Here is a 17252-nt window from a genome sequence, read left to right as displayed (position 1 = left end):
GAATATTTTCTTGTCTTCTATAAGACACATGAGAAGAATCAGGTCTTATATAAGACATAGAATTCACGCATCCCATCAACGTTCTGGAGAACTTCCATGCCCCAATCCGTGACCGAACAACTCAGCCGTGAACAGCAGATCGCCGCCCTCGAGAAGGACTGGGCGACCAATCCGCGCTGGAAGGGTGTCAAGCGCGGATACAGCGCCGCCGACGTGGTGCGCCTGCGCGGTTCGCTGCCGATCGAATACACCTTGGCCAAGCGCGGCGCAGAGAAGCTGTGGGACAAGATCAACGGTGGCGCCAAGAAGGGCTACGTGAACGCCTTCGGCGCAATCTCTGCCGGCCAGGCCATGCAACAGGCAAAGGCAGGCCTGGAGGCCGTGTACCTGTCTGGTTGGCAAGTGGCCGCAGACGGCAACACCTCCGAGACCATGTACCCCGACCAGTCGCTGTACGCCTACGACTCGGTCCCGACCATGGTCCGCCGCATCAACAACACCTTCAAGCGCGCCGACGAGATCCAGTGGGGCCGTGGCATCGAGCCGGGCAACAAGGAGTTCATCGACTACTTCCTGCCGATCGTGGCCGATGCGGAGGCCGGTTTCGGCGGCGTGCTGAACGCTTTCGAACTCATGAAGAACATGGTCGCGGCCGGTGCCGCGGGCGTGCACTTCGAAGACCAACTGGCCGCGGTCAAGAAGTGCGGCCACATGGGCGGCAAGGTGCTGGTGCCGACGCACGAAGCCTGCGAGAAGCTCATCGCCGCGCGCTTCGCTGCCGATGTCATGGGTGTCTCCACGATCGTGCTGGCACGCACCGATGCTGAGGCGGCCAACCTGATCACCTCCGACCACGATGCCAACGACAAGCCGTTCCTGACCGGTGAGCGCACGCAGGAAGGTTTCTACCGCGTCAAGAACGGTCTGGAGCAGGCCATCAGCCGCGGCGTGGCCTACGCTCCCTACGCCGACCTGGTGTGGTGCGAGACCGGCACGCCGGACCTGGGCTTCGCCCGTGAGTTCGCGCAGGCCGTGCATGCCAAGAGCCCGGGCAAGCTGCTGTCGTACAACTGCTCGCCGTCGTTCAATTGGAGGAAGAACCTGGACGACAAGACGATCGCCAAGTTCCAGGACGAGCTGTCCGCGCTGGGCTACAAGTACCAGTTCATCACGCTGGCCGGCATCCACGTCAACTGGTACAACACCTTCAAGTTCGCCCACGCCTATGCCCGCGGCGAAGGCATGAAGCACTATGTGGAAATGGTGCAGGAGCCGGAATTCGCGGCGCGCGAGCAGGGCTACACCTTCGTGTCGCACCAGCAGGAAGTCGGCGCCGGTTACTTCGACGATGTGACCACGGTGATCCAGGGTGGTTCATCCAGCGTCAAGGCACTGACCGGGTCGACCGAAGAAGAACAGTTCCACTGATCCTGCAGGTCGAGGAGACAGGGCTCCGGCAGGAAGCTGCCGGGGCCCTTTTTCATTCGGGCCGCTAGAATGGCGGCTTTGCTTCCACGAACAAGGGCGAGAAAGGCATGCTGGTTATGACACCGCGAACTACGACGGAGACCTCCACCGGCCGTTGAGGCCGCCGTTCGCGCCTGCCTGCTTGCATCCCCCACCAGAAAAGCGCGGACGTGTTCCGCGCTTTTTTGTTGGCGCATCGTTCTCCACCCTGATGAGCATTGAATCCATGATCCACATCACGCTTCCCGACGGTTCGCAGCGCGAGTTCCCCGGTCCTGTCACGGTGGCCGAAGTCGCCGCGTCGATCGGCTCCGGCCTGGCCAAGGCGGCCTTGGCCGGCAAGATCAACGGCAAGGTCGTCGATACGAATCACCAGATCGCGGCCGACAGCGCGCTGTCCATCGTGACGGCCAAGGACGCCGATGGCCTGGAAGTGATCCGCCATTCAACGGCCCACTTGCTGGCCTATGCCGTGAAGGAGTTGTTTCCCGAGGCGCAGGTCACCATTGGTCCGGTCATCGAGAACGGCTTCTACTACGACTTCTCGTACAAGCGACCGTTCACGCCCGAGGATCTGGTGGCCATCGAGAAGAAGATGGGAGAGCTCGCCGCCAAGGACGAGCCCGTGGTGCGCCGCGTGCTGCCGCGCGACGAAGCCGTGGCCTATTTCAAGAGCTTGGGCGAGCACTACAAGGCCGAGATCATTGCCAGCATCCCGGCCAACGAAGATGTGTCGCTGTACCGCGAAGGCAAGTTTGAAGACCTGTGCCGCGGCCCGCACGTGCCCAGCACGGGCAAGCTGCGCTTCTTCAAGCTCATGAAGGTGGCCGGTGCCTACTGGCGCGGCGACCACCGCAACGAGATGCTGCAACGCATCTACGGCACGGCCTGGGCTAGCAAAGACGAACTGCAGCAGTACCTGACGATGTTGGAGGAAGCCGAAAAGCGCGACCACCGCAAGCTTGGGCGCGAACTCGACCTGTTCCACATCGACGACCACGCTCCCGGCATGGTGTTCTGGCATCCCAAGGGCTGGACGCTGTGGCAGGAGGTCGAGCAGTACATGCGCCGTGTCTACCGCGACAACGGCTACGAAGAGGTCAAGGGTCCGCAGATCTTGGACAAGGGCCTGTGGGAGAAGACGGGACACTGGGACAAGTACCGCGAGAACATGTTCGTCACGGAATCGGAGAAGCGCGACTACGCACTCAAGCCGATGAACTGCCCAGGCCACATCCTGATCTTCAAGCAGGGCATCAAGAGCTACCGTGACTTGCCGCTGCGCTATGGCGAGTTCGGCAACTGCCACCGCAACGAGCCCACGGGTGGCCTGCACGGCATCATGCGCGTGCGTGGCTTCACGCAGGACGATGGTCATATCTTCTGCACGGAGGACATGATCCAGGGCGAGGTCACGGCTTTCACGACGCTCCTGCAGAAGGTCTACAAGGATTTCGGTTTCACGGAGATCCTCTACAAGCTGTCCACGCGCCCCGAGAAACGGATCGGCACCGAGGAGAGCTGGGACAAGGCCGAGGCCGCATTGGCCGACGGTCTGCGCGCCTCCGGTTGCGAATTCGAATACCTGCCCGGCGAGGGAGCCTTTTACGGCCCCAAGATCGAGTACGTGCTGAAAGACGCGCTGGGCCGCCAGTGGCAATGCGGAACGATCCAGGTGGATCCGAACCTGCCGGAGCGGCTGGATGCCGACTTCGTGGGCGAGGACGGTGCACGCCACAGGCCCATCATGTTGCACCGGGCCATCGTCGGCAGCCTGGAGCGTTTCATCGGCATCCTGATCGAACAGCACGCTGGCGCACTGCCTGCATGGCTCGCCCCGAAGCAGGTTTCCGTCCTCAACATCACGGACGGACAGGCAGACTATGCACGGAGTGTTGCCAAAACGCTGCTGGATCAAGGGTTTAGGGTAGAGCTTGATCTGCGCAACGAGAAGATTACCCGTAAAATACGGGAGCATTCGATGCAAAAGCTTCCTTACATCCTTGTCGTGGGTGACAAAGAACGGGAAGCCGGTGCCGTCGCAGTGCGTGCCCGAGGCAATCTGGACCTCGGTGTGATGCCGCTACAAGACTTCCAAGCGAAGCTTGTCGCCGACATCGCTTCCAAGGCATGAATGCGGGGTCAGGCAAGACCCATTGTTCAGTTTTGGCCGCACGTACATGGCGGCTGTTGCTATTTTAAACATAGCGTTTGATGTTGAAGGATTGAGCCATCGCTACTGATTTTCGTGACCGTCGTCACCGCGAAGAACGCAAGCACCGCCTGAACCGGGAAATCATGGCCCCGGAGGTGCGTCTCACCGGCCCTGAGAACGAACCCTTGGGGGTCGTGAGCTTGGCTGAAGCCTTGCGCATGGCGGGCGAGCTGGACGTGGACCTCGTCGAGGTCGTCGCCGCGGCGAACCCGCCTGTCTGCCGGTTGATGGACTACGGCAAGTTCAAATACCAAGAGCAGAAGAAGGCGGCCGACGCGAAAGCCAAGCAGACGGTCATCGAGATCAAGGAAGTCAAGTTCCGTCCCGGTACGGACGATGGCGACTACAACATCAAGATGCGCAACATCCGGCGCTTTCTGGCCGAAGGTGACAAGTGCAAGATCACGCTGCGTTTTCGTGGCCGCGAGATCACGCACCAGGAATTGGGCATGGCGCTGCTGCAGCGCATCCGCAATGACCTGCAGGACCTGATCATCGTCGAGCAGTTTCCCAAGTTGGAAGGCCGCCAGATGATCATGATGATCGCGCCGGCCCGCAAGAAGCCGGTCGCGGCTGTCAAGCCCGCCGCAGAGGCTGCGCCCAGCGCAGCGCCCTGAGGCAGGCAAACCAAGAATTCAGCGCCGGCGGGTTGGTCGCCTGCAGGTGGTGAACGCGAAGGCCGCAAGGCCTTCGCAACAAAAGTGGCTCGGGGCCAACAAGTCCGGAATCGGTTTCTGGCGCCTCACGAGCACAACCAAGAAGGAGCATGCACATGCCCAAAATGAAGACCAAGAGCGCAGCGAAGAAACGCTTCCGCGTTCGTCCCGGTGGCACCGTCAAGCGCGGTCAAGCCTTCAAGCGTCACATCCTGACGAAGAAGACCACCAAGAACAAGCGCCAACTGCGTGGTGCGGTGACTGTGCACGAGACCAATATGGCCTCGATGGCGCAGATGCTGCCCGGCCGCGGCATCTGATCTAACGGACGAACAAGGAGTAATTTATGCCTCGCGTCAAACGTGGTGTTACCGCCCGCGCACGTCACAAGAAAGTTCTGAAGCTCGCCAAGGGTTTCCGCGGTCGCCGCGGTAACGTCTTCCGCATCGCCAAGCAGGCGGTGATGAAGGCGGGCCAGTACGCCTACCGTGACCGTCGTACCAAGAAGCGCGTGTTCCGTCAGCTGTGGATCGCCCGTATCAATGCCGCTGCACGTGAACTGGGCCTGACCTACAGCCAGTTCGCCAACGGCCTGAAGAAGGCTTCCATCGAGATCGACCGCAAGATGCTGGCCGACATCGCCGTGCACGACAAGGCCGCTTTTGCCGGCATCGTCGAGCAGGTCAAGGCCAAGCTGGCGGCCTGAGTGCCACGCGGGTGAACCGGCCTTCGGGCTTGGCGTTCATCCACCACCGCTCAGGACCTCAGGGGCCGGGATTTCCTGCAGGAGTCTCGGCCCCTTTTTCATTTGCCAAGAATTCCCATGAACGATTTGGATGCCATCGTCGCGCAAGCGCGCGAGGACTTCACCGCTGCCGCCACGCCGGCCGACCTGGAGAACGCCAAGGCGCGCTTCCTGGGCAAGTCCGGTCGCTTGACCGAGCTCATGAAGGGCATGGGCACGCTCAGCGTGGACGAGAAGAAGACGCGCGGCGCGGCGATCAACCAAGCCAAGCAGGCGATCGAGTCGGCGTTGGGCGCTGCGCGCCAGGGCCTGGCGGATGCCGAATTGACACTGCAGCTCAAGGCCGAGGCGCTGGACGTGACGCTGCCCGGGCGCCAGCGCGGCGCCGGCGGCCTGCATCCGGTCTCGCGCACGCTGGAGCGCATCGAGGCCATCTTCGCGAGCATGGGGTTCGACGTCGCTGACGGCCCCGAAATCGAGAGCGACTGGCACAGCTTCACCTCGCTGAACAACCCGCCCAACCACCCGGCGCGCTCGATGCAGGACACGTTCTACGTGGACATTCAGGGCGAGGACGGCATTCCCTATAACCTGCGGCCGCACACCAGCCCGATGCAGGTGCGCTATGCCCACCAGCACATCCGCAAGCATGCGGCCACCTTCGAGGCTGCAGCTGCCGACGCCAGCGGCCAGACCAAGGCGCCCGAGATCCGCGTGATCGCGCCGGGCCGCACCTACCGCGTGGACAGCGATGCCACGCACTCGCCGATGTTCCACCAGTGCGAAGGCCTGTGGCTGGGCGAGAACGTGAGCTTCAAGGACCTCAAGGTCGTGTTCACCGACTTCTGCCGCACGTTCTTCGAGAGCGACGACCTGGTGCTGCGCTTTCGCCCGAGCTTCTTCCCGTTCACCGAGCCCAGCGCCGAGATCGACATCCAGTTCCAAAGCGGCCCGCTGGCCGGCCGCTGGCTCGAGGTTGCGGGCTCCGGCCAGGTGCACCCGAACGTGGTGCGCAACATGGGCCTGGACCCCGAGCGCTACATCGGCTTCGCTTTCGGCATGGGCCCGGATCGGCTGACCATGCTGCGCTACGGCGTGAACGACCTGCGGCTGTTCTTCGACGGCGATCTGCGCTTCCTGTCGCAGTTCCAGTGACCCCGCCGCTTTCCGAATAGACGAGAACAACGATGCAATTCCCAGAGTCCTGGCTGCGCGCCTTCTGCAATCCGCCCATCGGCAGCGCTGAGCTGGCCGAAACCTTGACCATGGGCGGCCTGGAGGTCGAGGAGCGCCGCCCCGTCGCGCCGCCGTTCAGCAAGATCGTCGTCGGCGAGATCAAGGAAGCCGTCCAGCACCCGAACGCCGACCGCCTGCGCGTGTGCCAGGTGGATGTCGGCCAGCCGCAGCTGCTCAACATCGTGTGCGGTGCGCCCAACGCGCGTGTCGGCATCAAGGTGCCTTGCGCGCTGGTCGGCGCAGAGCTGCCGCCCGGTGACGGTGACCAGCCGTTCCGCATCAAGCTGGGCAAGCTGCGCGGTGTCGAGAGCCAGGGCATGCTGTGCTCGGCCCGCGAACTCCAACTGAGCGAAGACCACGGCGGCCTGCTCGAACTCGCGGAAGATGCGCCGCTGGGCCAGGACATCCGCGAGTACCTCGGCCTGGACGACATGCTGCTCACCCTCAAGCTCACGCCCAACCTGGCGCACGGCTTGTCGGTGTACGGTGTGGCGCGCGAACTGTCGGCCCTGACCGGCGCTCCGCTCACCGTGACCGAGCCCGCGGCCGTCGTTCCACGCATCGACGACCGCCTGCCCGTGCGGGTGGAGGCGCCCGAGCTGTGCGGCCGCTTCTCGGGCCGCATCGTGCGCGGGGTCAATACGGGCGCCACCACGCCGGCCTGGATGGTCGAGCGCCTGGCCCGCTGCGGCCAGCGCAGCGTCTCGCCGCTGGTGGACATCTCCAACTACGTGATGTTCGAGGCCGGCCAGCCCTCGCACATGTTCGACCTGGACAAGATCCACGGCGGCCTGGTGGTGCGCTGGGGCCGCGAAGGCGAGCAGCTCAAGCTGCTCAACGGCAACACCGTGGCGCTGGACGCCAAGGTCGGCGTGATCTCCGATGCGCAGACCGTCGAGTCGCTGGCCGGCATCATGGGTGGCGACGCCACCGCCGTGTCGGACGACACACGCAACATCTACATCGAGGCCGCCTTTTGGTGGCCGGAGGCGATCCAGGGCCGTTCGCGCCGCTTCAACTTCTCCACCGATGCGGGCCACCGTTATGAGCGCGGCGTGGACCCGAGCCGCACGGTGCAGACCATCGAGCGCATCACACAACTGGTGCTGGAGATTTGTGGCGGCGAAGCCGGCCCCATCGACGACCAGACGCTGCAGCTGCCCGCCCAAAAGCCCGTACAGCTGCGTGTGGCGCGGGCCGCGCGCGTGATCGGCATGCCACTGACGCAAGCCGACTGTGCCGCTGCGCTGCGCCGCCTCGCCTTCCCGCTGGAGGAGGGTGAGGGCGTACTGACCGTGACGCCGCCGCCGCACCGCTTCGACCTGCTGATCGAGGAAGACCTGATTGAGGAGGTGGCGCGCCTGATCGGCTACGAAAGCCTGCCGACCACGCCGCCGCTGGCGCCCATCACGGCCCGTGTTCTGCCAGAGTCGCGCAGCAGCCGTTTCGCCGTGCGCCGACGTGTGGCCGCCCTGGGCTACCAGGAAACCATCAACTTCAGCTTCGTGCAGAGTGCGTGGGAGCGCGACCTGCATGGCAACGCCAACCCGATCACGCTGCTCAATCCGATCGCGAGCCCCATGAGCGTGATGCGCTCGTCGCTGATCGGCTCGCTGCTGCAGGTGCTCAAGTTCAATCTGGACCGCCGTGCCAGTCGCGTGCGCGTGTTCGAGCTCGGTCGCGTGTTCCTGCGCGATGCGACGGTGGCCACCACCGACGCCACCGTGCAAGGCATCCACCAGCCCATGCGCGTTGCCGGTCTGGCCTTCGGCGATGCCGAGAGCATGGACTGGTCGCGAAAAGGTCAACGCGTCGACTTCTACGACGTCAAAGGCGATGTAGAGGCCTTGCTGGCGCCGCGGCGTGTGGTGTTCGAGGCCGCCGAGCATCCGGCGCTGCATCCTGGCCGTGCCGCGCGCGTGCTGCTCGATGGCCGCGCCATTGGCGTGGTCGGCGAGTTGCATCCGCGCTGGCGGCAGTCCTGGGAACTGCCACATGCGCCCGTTCTCTTCGAGCTGGAACTGGATGCCGTGCAAGCGCAGGCCGTGCCTGTCGCACAGCCGGTGCCGCGCTTCCAGGATGTGGAGCGTGACATCGCGGTGGTCGTCAAGGAGTCGGTGACGCACGCTGCGCTGATGGCCGCGATCCAGTCAGCGGCCACCGCTGGCGTGCTGCGGCATGCCGAGCTTTTCGACGTCTACCGTGCCAAGCCCGGGGCGGCCGTGCCCGCGAGCCTGGCCACCGACGAGAAAAGCCTGGCCGTGCGGCTGGTGTTGAACGGCGGAGATGCGACACTCGCCGAGGAACAGATCGAGTCATGCGTGCAGCGCGTCCTGGCCAGTTTGGGCGAACGTGTCGGCGCGCGACTCCGCACTTGAGGAGGTTCGCATGCAGGCGCAGGTTGATTTCGACGACATGGACGACGAGCGGAGAGACGCGGTGAAAATTTCCGTAGAGAGCCTGGAAACGCCTGCGTTGACGAAGGCGCAACTGGCCGAACTGCTGTTCGAACAGATCGGCCTGAACAAGCGCGAATCCAAAGAGATGATCGATGCCTTCTTCGATCTGGTCACCACCAGTCTGGTGAACGGCACCGACGTCAAGATCTCCAGCTTCGGCAATTTCCAGATCCGTGTGAAGGCGCCGCGGCCTGGCCGCAACCCGCGCACCGGTGAGGCCATTCCGATCAAGGCGCGGCGCGTCGTCACTTTCCACGCCAGCCACAAGCTGAAGGACCAGATCCAGGGCTGAGACTGGGCGTTCGGGGCTGGCACGCAGGCCTTACCCCTCCCGAGTTGCTTGGCGCATGCCCGCCGTTGGGGTAACCTTTGCGGCCCTCGCGCAGCCGTCCCCTCCTCATGGGCAACACCCTCCCTTCGATTCCCGCCAAACGCTACTTCACCATCGGTGAAGTCGGCGACCTGTGCGGCGTCAAGCCCCATGTGCTGCGCTACTGGGAGCAAGAGTTCACCCAGCTGCGGCCCATGAAACGCCGCGGGAACCGCCGGTACTACCAGCACCACGAGGTGCTGATGATCCGGCGCATCCGCGACCTCCTGTATGACCAGGGATTCACGATCAGCGGCGCGCGCAACAAGCTGCAGGAACAGCACGGGCGGCCCCAGCACGAGGATCTTGCGGGCGTCGATGTCGATGCTGCTTGCGCACAAGACGTGGACGTTTTCACGGCAAACGAGGTCGACCTCGGAGCATTCGATCACCTGCTGATCGGCGACGACGATGTCGGCGCGGCAGTGCGTCTGGCGCAGGTGCGGCGCGAACTTTTTGAAATTCGCTCGCTGCTCGCCGATATCCCCTGAATCCTCCGCTATACTCATGGGCTTCGGTGTGTGGCGCAGCCTGGTAGCGCACTTGCATGGGGTGCAAGGGGTCGAAGGTTCGAATCCTTTCACACCGACCAAAAACAAGAAACAGATCAACGGGTCAGGACCAAAAGTCCTGGCCCGTTTTTTCGTTGGGTTTGACACGTTCGAGGACTCCTGACAAAGCCCTTGTCTTCAGTCCTGACGCGCTTCCATAGCGCCGGGCGCGGGGCCCAAACAGGCGCTTGCGCCGGTAGATGCGCCTCGTCACTTTCCCGTCGTTGTGGTGCAGCAGCTGAGGTCTCCCGAAACGGCTTCGCTGGCATGGGTCGGCCTGGGTCTCGTCGGCCTCGCACCCTCGGCGCCGCAAGCAAAACCCGATCCGCTTCCTCGCCACTCCAAAGCCCGGCTACGTTTCAGGCATCCCTCGCATGGCAGCTTCGCTCCAGGGCTTGCGCACAGCGCCGTGGTCATCTCACGCCGCGCGCTGCGGTGGCAATTCTTGCCCGTGCACCTGATTGCCGAACTGCGGGGAAAATGTCCGCCGCTTCTTCCGTGTTTCCCCGTTTTCGAATCCCGATGGTTGAGAAAAATCAAGCACCCCACGTCAGCGTCGCTCCGATGCTCGATTGGACAGACCGCCATTGCCGCTACTTCCACCGCCTGCTGTCGCGGCGCGCGCGCCTGTACACCGAGATGGTGACGACCGGCGCGCTGCTGCACGGCGATGTGGCGCGGCACCTGCGGCTGGACGAGGCCGAGCACCCCGTCGCGCTGCAGCTCGGCGGCAGCGAGCCGGCCGACCTGGCGCACTGCGCCAGGCTGGGCGAAGAGTGGGGCTACGATGAGATCAACCTGAACTGCGGCTGCCCGTCCGAGCGTGTGCAGCGCGGTGCTTTCGGCGCCTGCCTGATGGCCGAGCCGCAACTGGTGGCCGATGGCGTCAAGGCCATGGTCGACGCGGTCGGCATTCCGGTTACCGTCAAGCACCGCATCGGCATCGACCGGGGCGAGGACTACGGCTTCGTGCGCGACTTCGTCGGCACCGTCAGCGAAGCCGGTTGCAACACCTTCATCGTTCATGCGCGCAATGCCTGGCTCAAGGGCCTGTCGCCCAAGGAGAACCGCGACATCCCGCCGCTGCGCTACGAACTCGTGCACCGGCTCAAGCGCGACTTTCCGCGGCTCTCCATCGTCATCAACGGCGGCCTCAAGACCACGGCGCAGGTGGGCGAGCAGCTGGCGCTGCTCGATGGCGCCATGCTGGGCCGCGAGGCCTACCACAACCCCTGGTGGCTGGCCGAATGGGACCGCGCCTTCTTCGGCCTGCCGGAGGAGCCCGCGCGCACGCGCGAGTGGGTGGAAGAAGAAATGCTGCGCTACATGGAACGCGAGGCGCGCGCCCATGGCACGCACTGGCACGCCATTGCGCGCCACATGATGGGCCTGCGCCATGGGCTGCCTGGCGCGCGGCGCTGGCGCCAGGTCTGGAGCGACCACCGCATGAAAGCGCTGCCGCCGGCCGAGGTCGCAGCGATCGCGCATGCTCCCGTATCCTCGGCGGAGCCGGCGCACGCTGCCTGAGCCGCATCCATCCTCTCTTCAACCGACCGGACCTCTGTTCCATGACCCGACCACGCATCCTCCAGATCGGCAAGTTGTTGCCCGCCACCGAGCAGGCCCTGGCCGCCCAGTACGACGTTCACCTGTTGGCGGGTGAGGCCGATCCCAAGGCTTACCTCGCGCGCGAAGGCGCCAACTTTGTCGGCGTGGCCACGAGCGCCGGCGTCGGCATCGACGGCGCGACCATCGCCGCGCTGCCGAACCTCAAAGTCATCTCCAGCTTCGGCGTGGGCTTCGACAAGGTCGATGTGGCCGCCGCCCGCGCGCGCGGCATCCCAGTGGGCTACACGCCCGACGTGCTCAACGACTGCGTGGCCGACACCGCGTTCGGCCTGGTCATCGACGCGGGCCGCCGCTTCACCGACTCCGACCGCTATCTGCGCCGCGGCGACTGGCTCAAGGGCCCGTACCCGCTGGCCACGCGCATCAGCGGCAAGAAGCTCGGCATCGTCGGCCTGGGCCGCATCGGCCGCGTGATTGCACGCCGCGCGAGTGGCTTCGACATGGAGGTGCGCTACCACAACCGCCGGCCGGTCGAGGGCGTCGAAGGCTACGAGGCCACGCTCGAAGGGCTGGCGCGCTGGGCCGATTTCCTGATCGTGGCCGCGGCTGGCGGCGCCGAATCGCGCCACCTGATCTCGCGCGAGATCCTGGCCGCGCTGGGCCCCAAGGGCTTCCTGGTCAACATCGCGCGCGGCACGGTGGTGGACGAAGAGGCGCTGATCGAAGCACTGGAAAACAAGACCATCGCTGGCGCCGGCTTGGACGTCTACGAGGACGAGCCGCGCGTTCCCGCGCGCCTGATCGCCTGCCAGAACGCGGTGCTGCTGCCACACCTGGCCAGCGGCACGCACGAGACGCGCCAAGCCATGGGCGACCTGGTGATGGAGAACCTGCGCAGCTTCTTCGCCACGGGTCAGGTGGCCGTCGCCGTGCCGTGAACTGGGTGGGGCTAAGCTCGGGTGCTTGACCCGAGGAGGCCCCATGTTCGTTCACCTTTTCCGCCTGGCAGGCATCGCCGCCGTGCTGGCCGCTGCCGGCTGTGCCACCACCACCGGCCAGGCGCCCGCCGGCCCGCTCAAGAAGCCCGAACTCGACCAGATCGCCGCCCAGCAGCAGGGCCGCGTGCCGGCTTCGTTCGCGGCTTTCCTGACGCAGGTCGCGCAAGACCGGCCGGCGCTCGCGCCCTTGGCCCAGCGCTACCAGCGGCGCGAGGCGCTGACGGCCGACGAGGCGCAGCAGGCCGCGCGCCTGCTTGGCCTGCACAACCGGCTGCTGAACCAGGCCGCCGTGATCGACACCACGGCGCGCATGGTGGCGTTGCCCACGGTGCGCGGCAGCACGCCGCCGCACGAGGACCCGCAGATCATCGCCTTCGGCCAGCTCATGGGCCGCATGGCGGCGGACTTCGGCCTGCAGTACCGCAACGTCGACAACCGCGTGTTCGAGGTCAAGCTGCCGGGCATCGGCAGCGAGGAGTTCGGCATCCTCACGCATGCCGACGTGGTGCCCGTGGTGGCCAGCGAATGGGTGCTGGAGGATGGCACCAAGCTCGACCCGTTCAAGCTCACGCGCGTGCGCGGCCCCACGGGTGACCTTCTCTACGGCCGCGGCAGCATCGACGACAAGGGCTCGATCGCCACGGTGCTCTACGCCATGAAGGCCGTGAAGGACAGCGGCCTGCCGCTGGCCCGCACCATCCGCCTCATGGTCGACACGACCGAGGAAACGGGCGGCGACGCGATCCGCTACTACCAGCAGCACACACAGCTGCCCCAGTACAACATCGTGCTCGACAGCCGTTACCCCGCCGTGGTGGCCGAGAAGGGCACGGGCGCGCTGCGCGCCGGTTTCACCGTCGCACCGGCAAGGCCGGCGGCGCCGGGCGCGGCCACCATCACGGCGCTGGCGGGCGCCGCATCGGCCAACGCGATCCCCCAGACCGCCACGGCGCGGCTGCAGGCGGCCGATCCGGCCGCGCTGGCCAGCAAGCTGCAGGCCGCCGCCGCCACCTTCGTGCCGCAGTACACGCCGCAGGGCGGCAAGTTCGCCATCGAGGTGGCGCCGCGCGCCGATGGCGTCGACCTCAAGGTCACGGGCACATCGGCCCACGGCTCGCGCCCCGAAGAAGGCGTGAACCCGCTGCCACGCCTTGCCCTGTTCCTGCAGGGCGCCGGCGTGCCGCTCGTGGACAACGGCTACGCCCAAGCCACGCGCTACATCGCCGAGCTGTTCGGCCTGGACTACCTGGGCAACAAGATGGGCCTGGCCTACGCCGATCCCTTCATGGGTCCGCTGACGGCCTCGCCCACGCTGGTGCGCGAGAACGCCGGCAAGGTCGAGGTGACGGCCAATGTGCGCATGCCGCGCGGCAACACGCCCGAGGCTCTCAGCACGGCCACGCAGGCCAAGGTACGCGCTTGGGGTGCCGCCAACGGCATCGCTGTGGACGTGGCCCACACCCAGGGCAACTGGATGGCGCGCGACCCCAAGGGCGCATGGCTGTCGACCCTGCTCAACATCTTCGGCGACACCACCGGTCTGCCGGCCGCGCCGGTCTCCACCGCGGGCAGCACCACGGCCAAGCAGATGCCCAACGCGATCAACTTCGGCCCCGCCATGCCGGGCAAGAAGTACACGGCGCACAACGCCAACGAGTTCAAGGAGATCGCGGATCTCGATGCCGACATGCAGATGTTCACCGAGATGCTGCTGCGCATCGGCAACCTGCCGCAGATGCAGTAGGCGCGACCGGCCAGGCATTGTCCCAACGGAGACGGCTGCGCCGCGCCCCCGCTGCGAAGATCCTGCGCTGCAACAAAGTCAGACCCAGGGAGAAGACGACCCATGAGCATCAAACGCCAGGCCTGCATCGTCGGGGCCTACGAACACCCCACGCGCAAGGCGCCCGACAAGACCGTGGCCCAGCTGCACGCCGAAGTGGCGCGCGGTGCGCTGCTCGATGCCGGCCTCACGCTCGGCGACGTGGACGGCTACTTCTGCGCCGGCGATGCACCCGGCCTGGGCGCGCTGAACATCGCCGACCACATCGGCCTGCACCCGCGCCATGTGGACTCGACCGACATGGGCGGCTCGTCCTACCTGGCCCACGTGGGCCATGCCGCGCAGGCCATTGCGGCCGGCAAGTGCAACGTGGCGCTGATCACGCTGGCCGGGCGCCCGCGCTCGGAAGCCTCCAGCGGCACGCAGCCGCGCAACTGGGGCCCGAACCTGCCCGACCAGCCCTTCGAGGCACCGTTCGGCCCGGTCACCGTCAACATGTACGCCATGGTGGCCATGCGCCACATGCACGACTGGGGCACCACGGCCGAGCAGCTCGCCTGGATCAAGGTGGCCATGTCCCACCACGCCCAGCACAACCCGCACGCCATGCTGCGCGACGTGGTGACGGTCGAAGACGTCGTCAACTCGCCCATGATCTCCGACCCGCTGCACAAGCTCGATTGCTGCGTGGTCAGCGACGGCGGCGGTGCGCTGGTCGTCACGCGGCCCGAGATCGCGCGCAGCCTGAAGCGCCCCATCGTCAACGTGCTCGGCGCGGGCGAGGCACTCAAGGGGCAGGAGGGCGGGAACATCGACCTGTCGTACTCGGGCGCCGTGTGGTCCGGCCCGCGCGCGTTCGAAGAGGCGGGCGTCACACCGGCCGACATCCAGTACGCCTCGATCTACGACAGCTTCACGATCACCGTGCTGATGCAGCTGGAAGACCTGGGCTTCTGCAAGCGCGGCCAGGGCGGCCGCTTCGTGGCCGACGGCAACCTGATCTCGGGCAGCGGCAAGCTGCCCGTCAACACCGATGGCGGCGGCCTGTGCAACAACCACCCTGCCAACCGCGGCGGCATCACCAAGGTCATCGAGGCGGTGCGTCAGTTGCGTGGTGAGGCGCACCCCGCCGTGCAGGTGAAGAACTGCGGCCTGGCGCTCGCGCAGGGCACGGGCGGCCTGCTGGGCTCGCGCCACGGCAGCGCCACGCTCATCATGGAAAGGGCCTGAACATGACCACGCTTGCACAAGACCGCGCCTGGCCCGCTCCCGTGGTCTACCCGGACAACGCCGAGTTCTGGGCCGGCACCGCCGCCGGCCAGCTGCTGGTGCGCCACTGCGAAGAGTGCGGCAAGCCGCATTGGTACCCGCGCACGCAGTGCCCGTTCTGCATGTCCGACCGCACGGCCTTCAAGCCCTCTGCCGGCAAGGGTGCGATCTACAGCTTCACCGTGTGCCGCCGCGTCGGCCCGGTGCCGTTCGCCATGGCCTACGTGCGGCTGGACGAGGGTGTGACGATGATGACCAACATCGTCGATTGCGACCTCGATGCGCTGGCCATCGGGCAGCGCGTGGAGCTGGTGTTCAAGGCGGCGGAAGGCGGCGCCATGCTGCCGATGTTCAAGCCGGCCGGCTGAAGCCACCACCCCGGCGCCGCGGCTCACGCATGTGGCGCGGCGGCGATCACCCGCCGCACGCCCGAGATCAGCATCTCGACCGCCATCGCGGCCAGCAGCAGGCCCATGAAGCGTTCCAGCGCCACCAGCCCCGAGGGCCCCAGCCGCCGGGACAGGCGTTGCGCCGACGCCAGCACCGCCCACACCACCACCATGGCCAGCACGATGGCGGCTGTCCACGACCAGGCCCGGTCCGGCTGGCGCGAGGCCAGCAGCACCACGGTAGCCAGCGCCGAAGGCCCCGCCAGCAGAGGGATGGCCAAGGGCACCAGCAGCGGCTCACCGTCGGGTTCGGCGCTGGCCACGGTCACGCCCATGCTCGGAAAGGCCATGCCCAGCGCGATCAGGAACAGGATCACGCCACCGGCGATCTCCAGTGCCACCTGGCTCAGCCGCATGGCCTTGAGCAGCGCATCGCCGCCCAGCATGAAGAGCAGCAGCATGACGGTGGCGATGGCGCATTCGCGCGTGATGACCCAGAGCCGGCGTTGCCGCGGCACGTCCTTGAGCAGGCTCAGCACCACCGGCACGTTGCCCAACGGGTCGGCGACGATGAGCAGCACGATGAAGGCCGAGATGAAGTCGTGTTCCATCAGGCGCTCCGCATCCGGCCAGTCCACTGCGAGACCATCACCCCCAGCACGATGACCGCAGCTCCCAGCACCGCGCGGCCCGACATGCGTTCATGGATGTAGTAGAGGGCAGTGAGTGCGGCGAAGACCGGCTCCAGGCTGTACATCAGCGCCGCTTCCACGGCGCGCACCCGGGCCTGTCCCCAGGCCTGCAGCCAGACCATGCCCGCGCTGGCCACCAGCCCGAGGTAGACCAGCGGCCATGCATGCGCGTCGGCGCGCGCCGCCAGCGTCGCCGGCGCGGCGGCTGGATGCAGGCACACCGCCGCCGCGCCCAAGCCCAGCATCAGCACGGACTGCAGCGCCGCGAGCCGCTCCGGCCGGCAGTGCTGGCCCGTCCGCGCCGTGGCCTTGCTGCATTGCTCGAAGGTCAGCACATAGGCGCCATAGCAGAACGCGCTGGCCAGCGTCAGCGTGTCGCCAAGCCCCCAGGGTGTGGCCTCGTAGAACATGGCCGACATGCCCAGCACCGACAGTGCAGCGCCGGCCAGCACGGGCCAGCCCAGCCGCTGCCCCAGTGTGCTGGCCATGATGGGCACCAGCACCACGTTCAGTCCGGTGATGAACGCATTGCGGTTGCTGCTGGTGAGCGCCAGGCCGCTGACCTGCAGCGCCGTGGCGACGAACATCAAGAGGCCCATCCAGCCGCCCCAGCGCAGCTCTTCGCCCCGCATGCCGCGCAGGAAGGGCCACAGCACAGCACAGGCCACGGCGAAGCGCAGCGCGATGATTTCCACGGCCTGCAGATCGCCTGTCATGGCCTTGATGGCCGGGAAGGTCGTGCCCCAGACCACGGTCACGAGCAGCAGCGCCGCCACGCCCCGGCGGTGCGGCGTGCCGGCCGGCGGTGGCGCGCCCGCCGGTTCAGCCGGCGGGGCTGCCATGGTGCTGCCCC

Annotated in this window: 16 protein-coding genes and 1 tRNA gene; 15 read left to right on the top strand and 2 right to left on the bottom strand. The window is 66.3% G+C overall.

Annotation, left to right across the window (positions count from 1 at the left end):
* The first annotated feature begins 96 nt into the window (after positions 1 to 96).
* From aceA to DES41_RS24920, 15 genes are all read left to right on the top strand, one after another.
* Entirely contained in the window at positions 97 to 1428 is a 1332-nt protein-coding gene (aceA, locus tag DES41_RS24990; protein WP_114470364.1) for an isocitrate lyase, read from the top strand.
* Positions 1429 to 1693: 265 nt separating this feature from the next.
* Positions 1694 to 3601: a threonine--tRNA ligase gene (thrS, locus tag DES41_RS24985; RefSeq protein ID WP_114470363.1), complete on the top strand. Its 1908-nt coding sequence runs from the start codon at positions 1694 to 1696 to the stop codon at positions 3599 to 3601.
* A 98-nt stretch (positions 3602 to 3699) separates the two neighbouring features.
* On the top strand, positions 3700 to 4299 hold the full coding sequence (gene infC, locus DES41_RS24980) for a translation initiation factor IF-3 (RefSeq protein ID WP_114470362.1): 600 nt from the start codon (positions 3700 to 3702) through the stop codon (positions 4297 to 4299).
* Between the two features lie 155 nt (positions 4300 to 4454).
* Entirely contained in the window at positions 4455 to 4658 is a 204-nt protein-coding gene (rpmI, locus tag DES41_RS24975) for a 50S ribosomal protein L35 (protein WP_056661607.1), read from the top strand.
* 26 nt (positions 4659 to 4684) lie between these two features.
* Positions 4685 to 5044: a 50S ribosomal protein L20 gene (gene rplT, locus DES41_RS24970; protein WP_056661604.1), complete on the top strand. Its 360-nt coding sequence runs from the start codon at positions 4685 to 4687 to the stop codon at positions 5042 to 5044.
* A gap of 117 nt (positions 5045 to 5161) precedes the next feature.
* Entirely contained in the window at positions 5162 to 6238 is a 1077-nt protein-coding gene (gene pheS, locus DES41_RS24965) for a phenylalanine--tRNA ligase subunit alpha (protein ID WP_114470361.1), read from the top strand.
* 32 nt (positions 6239 to 6270) lie between these two features.
* Positions 6271 to 8697, top strand: a complete 2427-nt coding sequence (gene pheT, locus DES41_RS24960) for a phenylalanine--tRNA ligase subunit beta (RefSeq protein ID WP_114470360.1) — start codon at positions 6271 to 6273, stop codon at positions 8695 to 8697.
* Between the two features lie 10 nt (positions 8698 to 8707).
* A complete protein-coding gene (locus DES41_RS24955) occupies positions 8708 to 9070 on the top strand; it encodes an integration host factor subunit alpha (protein ID WP_170168288.1) in 363 nt (120 codons plus the stop codon).
* A 107-nt stretch (positions 9071 to 9177) separates the two neighbouring features.
* Positions 9178 to 9639 carry a MerR family transcriptional regulator gene (locus tag DES41_RS24950; protein WP_114470359.1) on the top strand — a complete coding sequence of 154 codons (462 nt, stop codon included), beginning with the start codon at positions 9178 to 9180 and terminating at the stop codon, positions 9637 to 9639.
* Between the two features lie 24 nt (positions 9640 to 9663).
* Positions 9664 to 9740 (top strand) — tRNA-Pro (locus tag DES41_RS24945).
* 481 nt (positions 9741 to 10221) lie between these two features.
* Entirely contained in the window at positions 10222 to 11226 is a 1005-nt protein-coding gene (dusA, locus tag DES41_RS24940; protein ID WP_114470358.1) for a tRNA dihydrouridine(20/20a) synthase DusA, read from the top strand.
* A 41-nt stretch (positions 11227 to 11267) separates the two neighbouring features.
* Entirely contained in the window at positions 11268 to 12206 is a 939-nt protein-coding gene (locus DES41_RS24935; RefSeq protein ID WP_114470357.1) for a 2-hydroxyacid dehydrogenase, read from the top strand.
* Between the two features lie 43 nt (positions 12207 to 12249).
* Positions 12250 to 14010, top strand: coding sequence for a dipeptidase (locus DES41_RS24930; RefSeq protein WP_114470356.1), 1761 nt, complete (start codon positions 12250 to 12252; stop codon positions 14008 to 14010).
* Positions 14011 to 14112: 102 nt separating this feature from the next.
* On the top strand, positions 14113 to 15279 hold the full coding sequence (locus DES41_RS24925; protein ID WP_114470355.1) for a thiolase domain-containing protein: 1167 nt from the start codon (positions 14113 to 14115) through the stop codon (positions 15277 to 15279).
* 2 nt (positions 15280 to 15281) lie between these two features.
* On the top strand, positions 15282 to 15686 hold the full coding sequence (locus tag DES41_RS24920; RefSeq protein WP_114470354.1) for a Zn-ribbon domain-containing OB-fold protein: 405 nt from the start codon (positions 15282 to 15284) through the stop codon (positions 15684 to 15686).
* A gap of 23 nt (positions 15687 to 15709) precedes the next feature.
* Here DES41_RS24920 and DES41_RS24915 read toward each other — a convergent pair whose 3' ends face one another.
* Positions 15710 to 16318 carry a MarC family protein gene (locus DES41_RS24915; RefSeq protein WP_114470353.1) on the bottom strand — a complete coding sequence of 203 codons (609 nt, stop codon included), beginning with the start codon at positions 16316 to 16318 and terminating at the stop codon, positions 15710 to 15712.
* Positions 16318 to 17241 carry a DMT family transporter gene (locus tag DES41_RS24910; RefSeq protein ID WP_114470352.1) on the bottom strand — a complete coding sequence of 308 codons (924 nt, stop codon included), beginning with the start codon at positions 17239 to 17241 and terminating at the stop codon, positions 16318 to 16320. The genes DES41_RS24915 and DES41_RS24910 overlap by 1 nt, the downstream gene beginning before the upstream one ends.
* Between the last annotated feature and the right edge of the window lie 11 nt (positions 17242 to 17252).

It is taken from the genome of Pseudorhodoferax soli (assembly GCF_003337555.1).
Classification (GTDB): domain Bacteria; phylum Pseudomonadota; class Gammaproteobacteria; order Burkholderiales; family Burkholderiaceae_C; genus Pseudorhodoferax; species Pseudorhodoferax soli.
The sequence above is the reverse complement of the archived record's forward strand: the minus strand, read 5'-3'. Positions and strand labels throughout refer to the sequence as shown.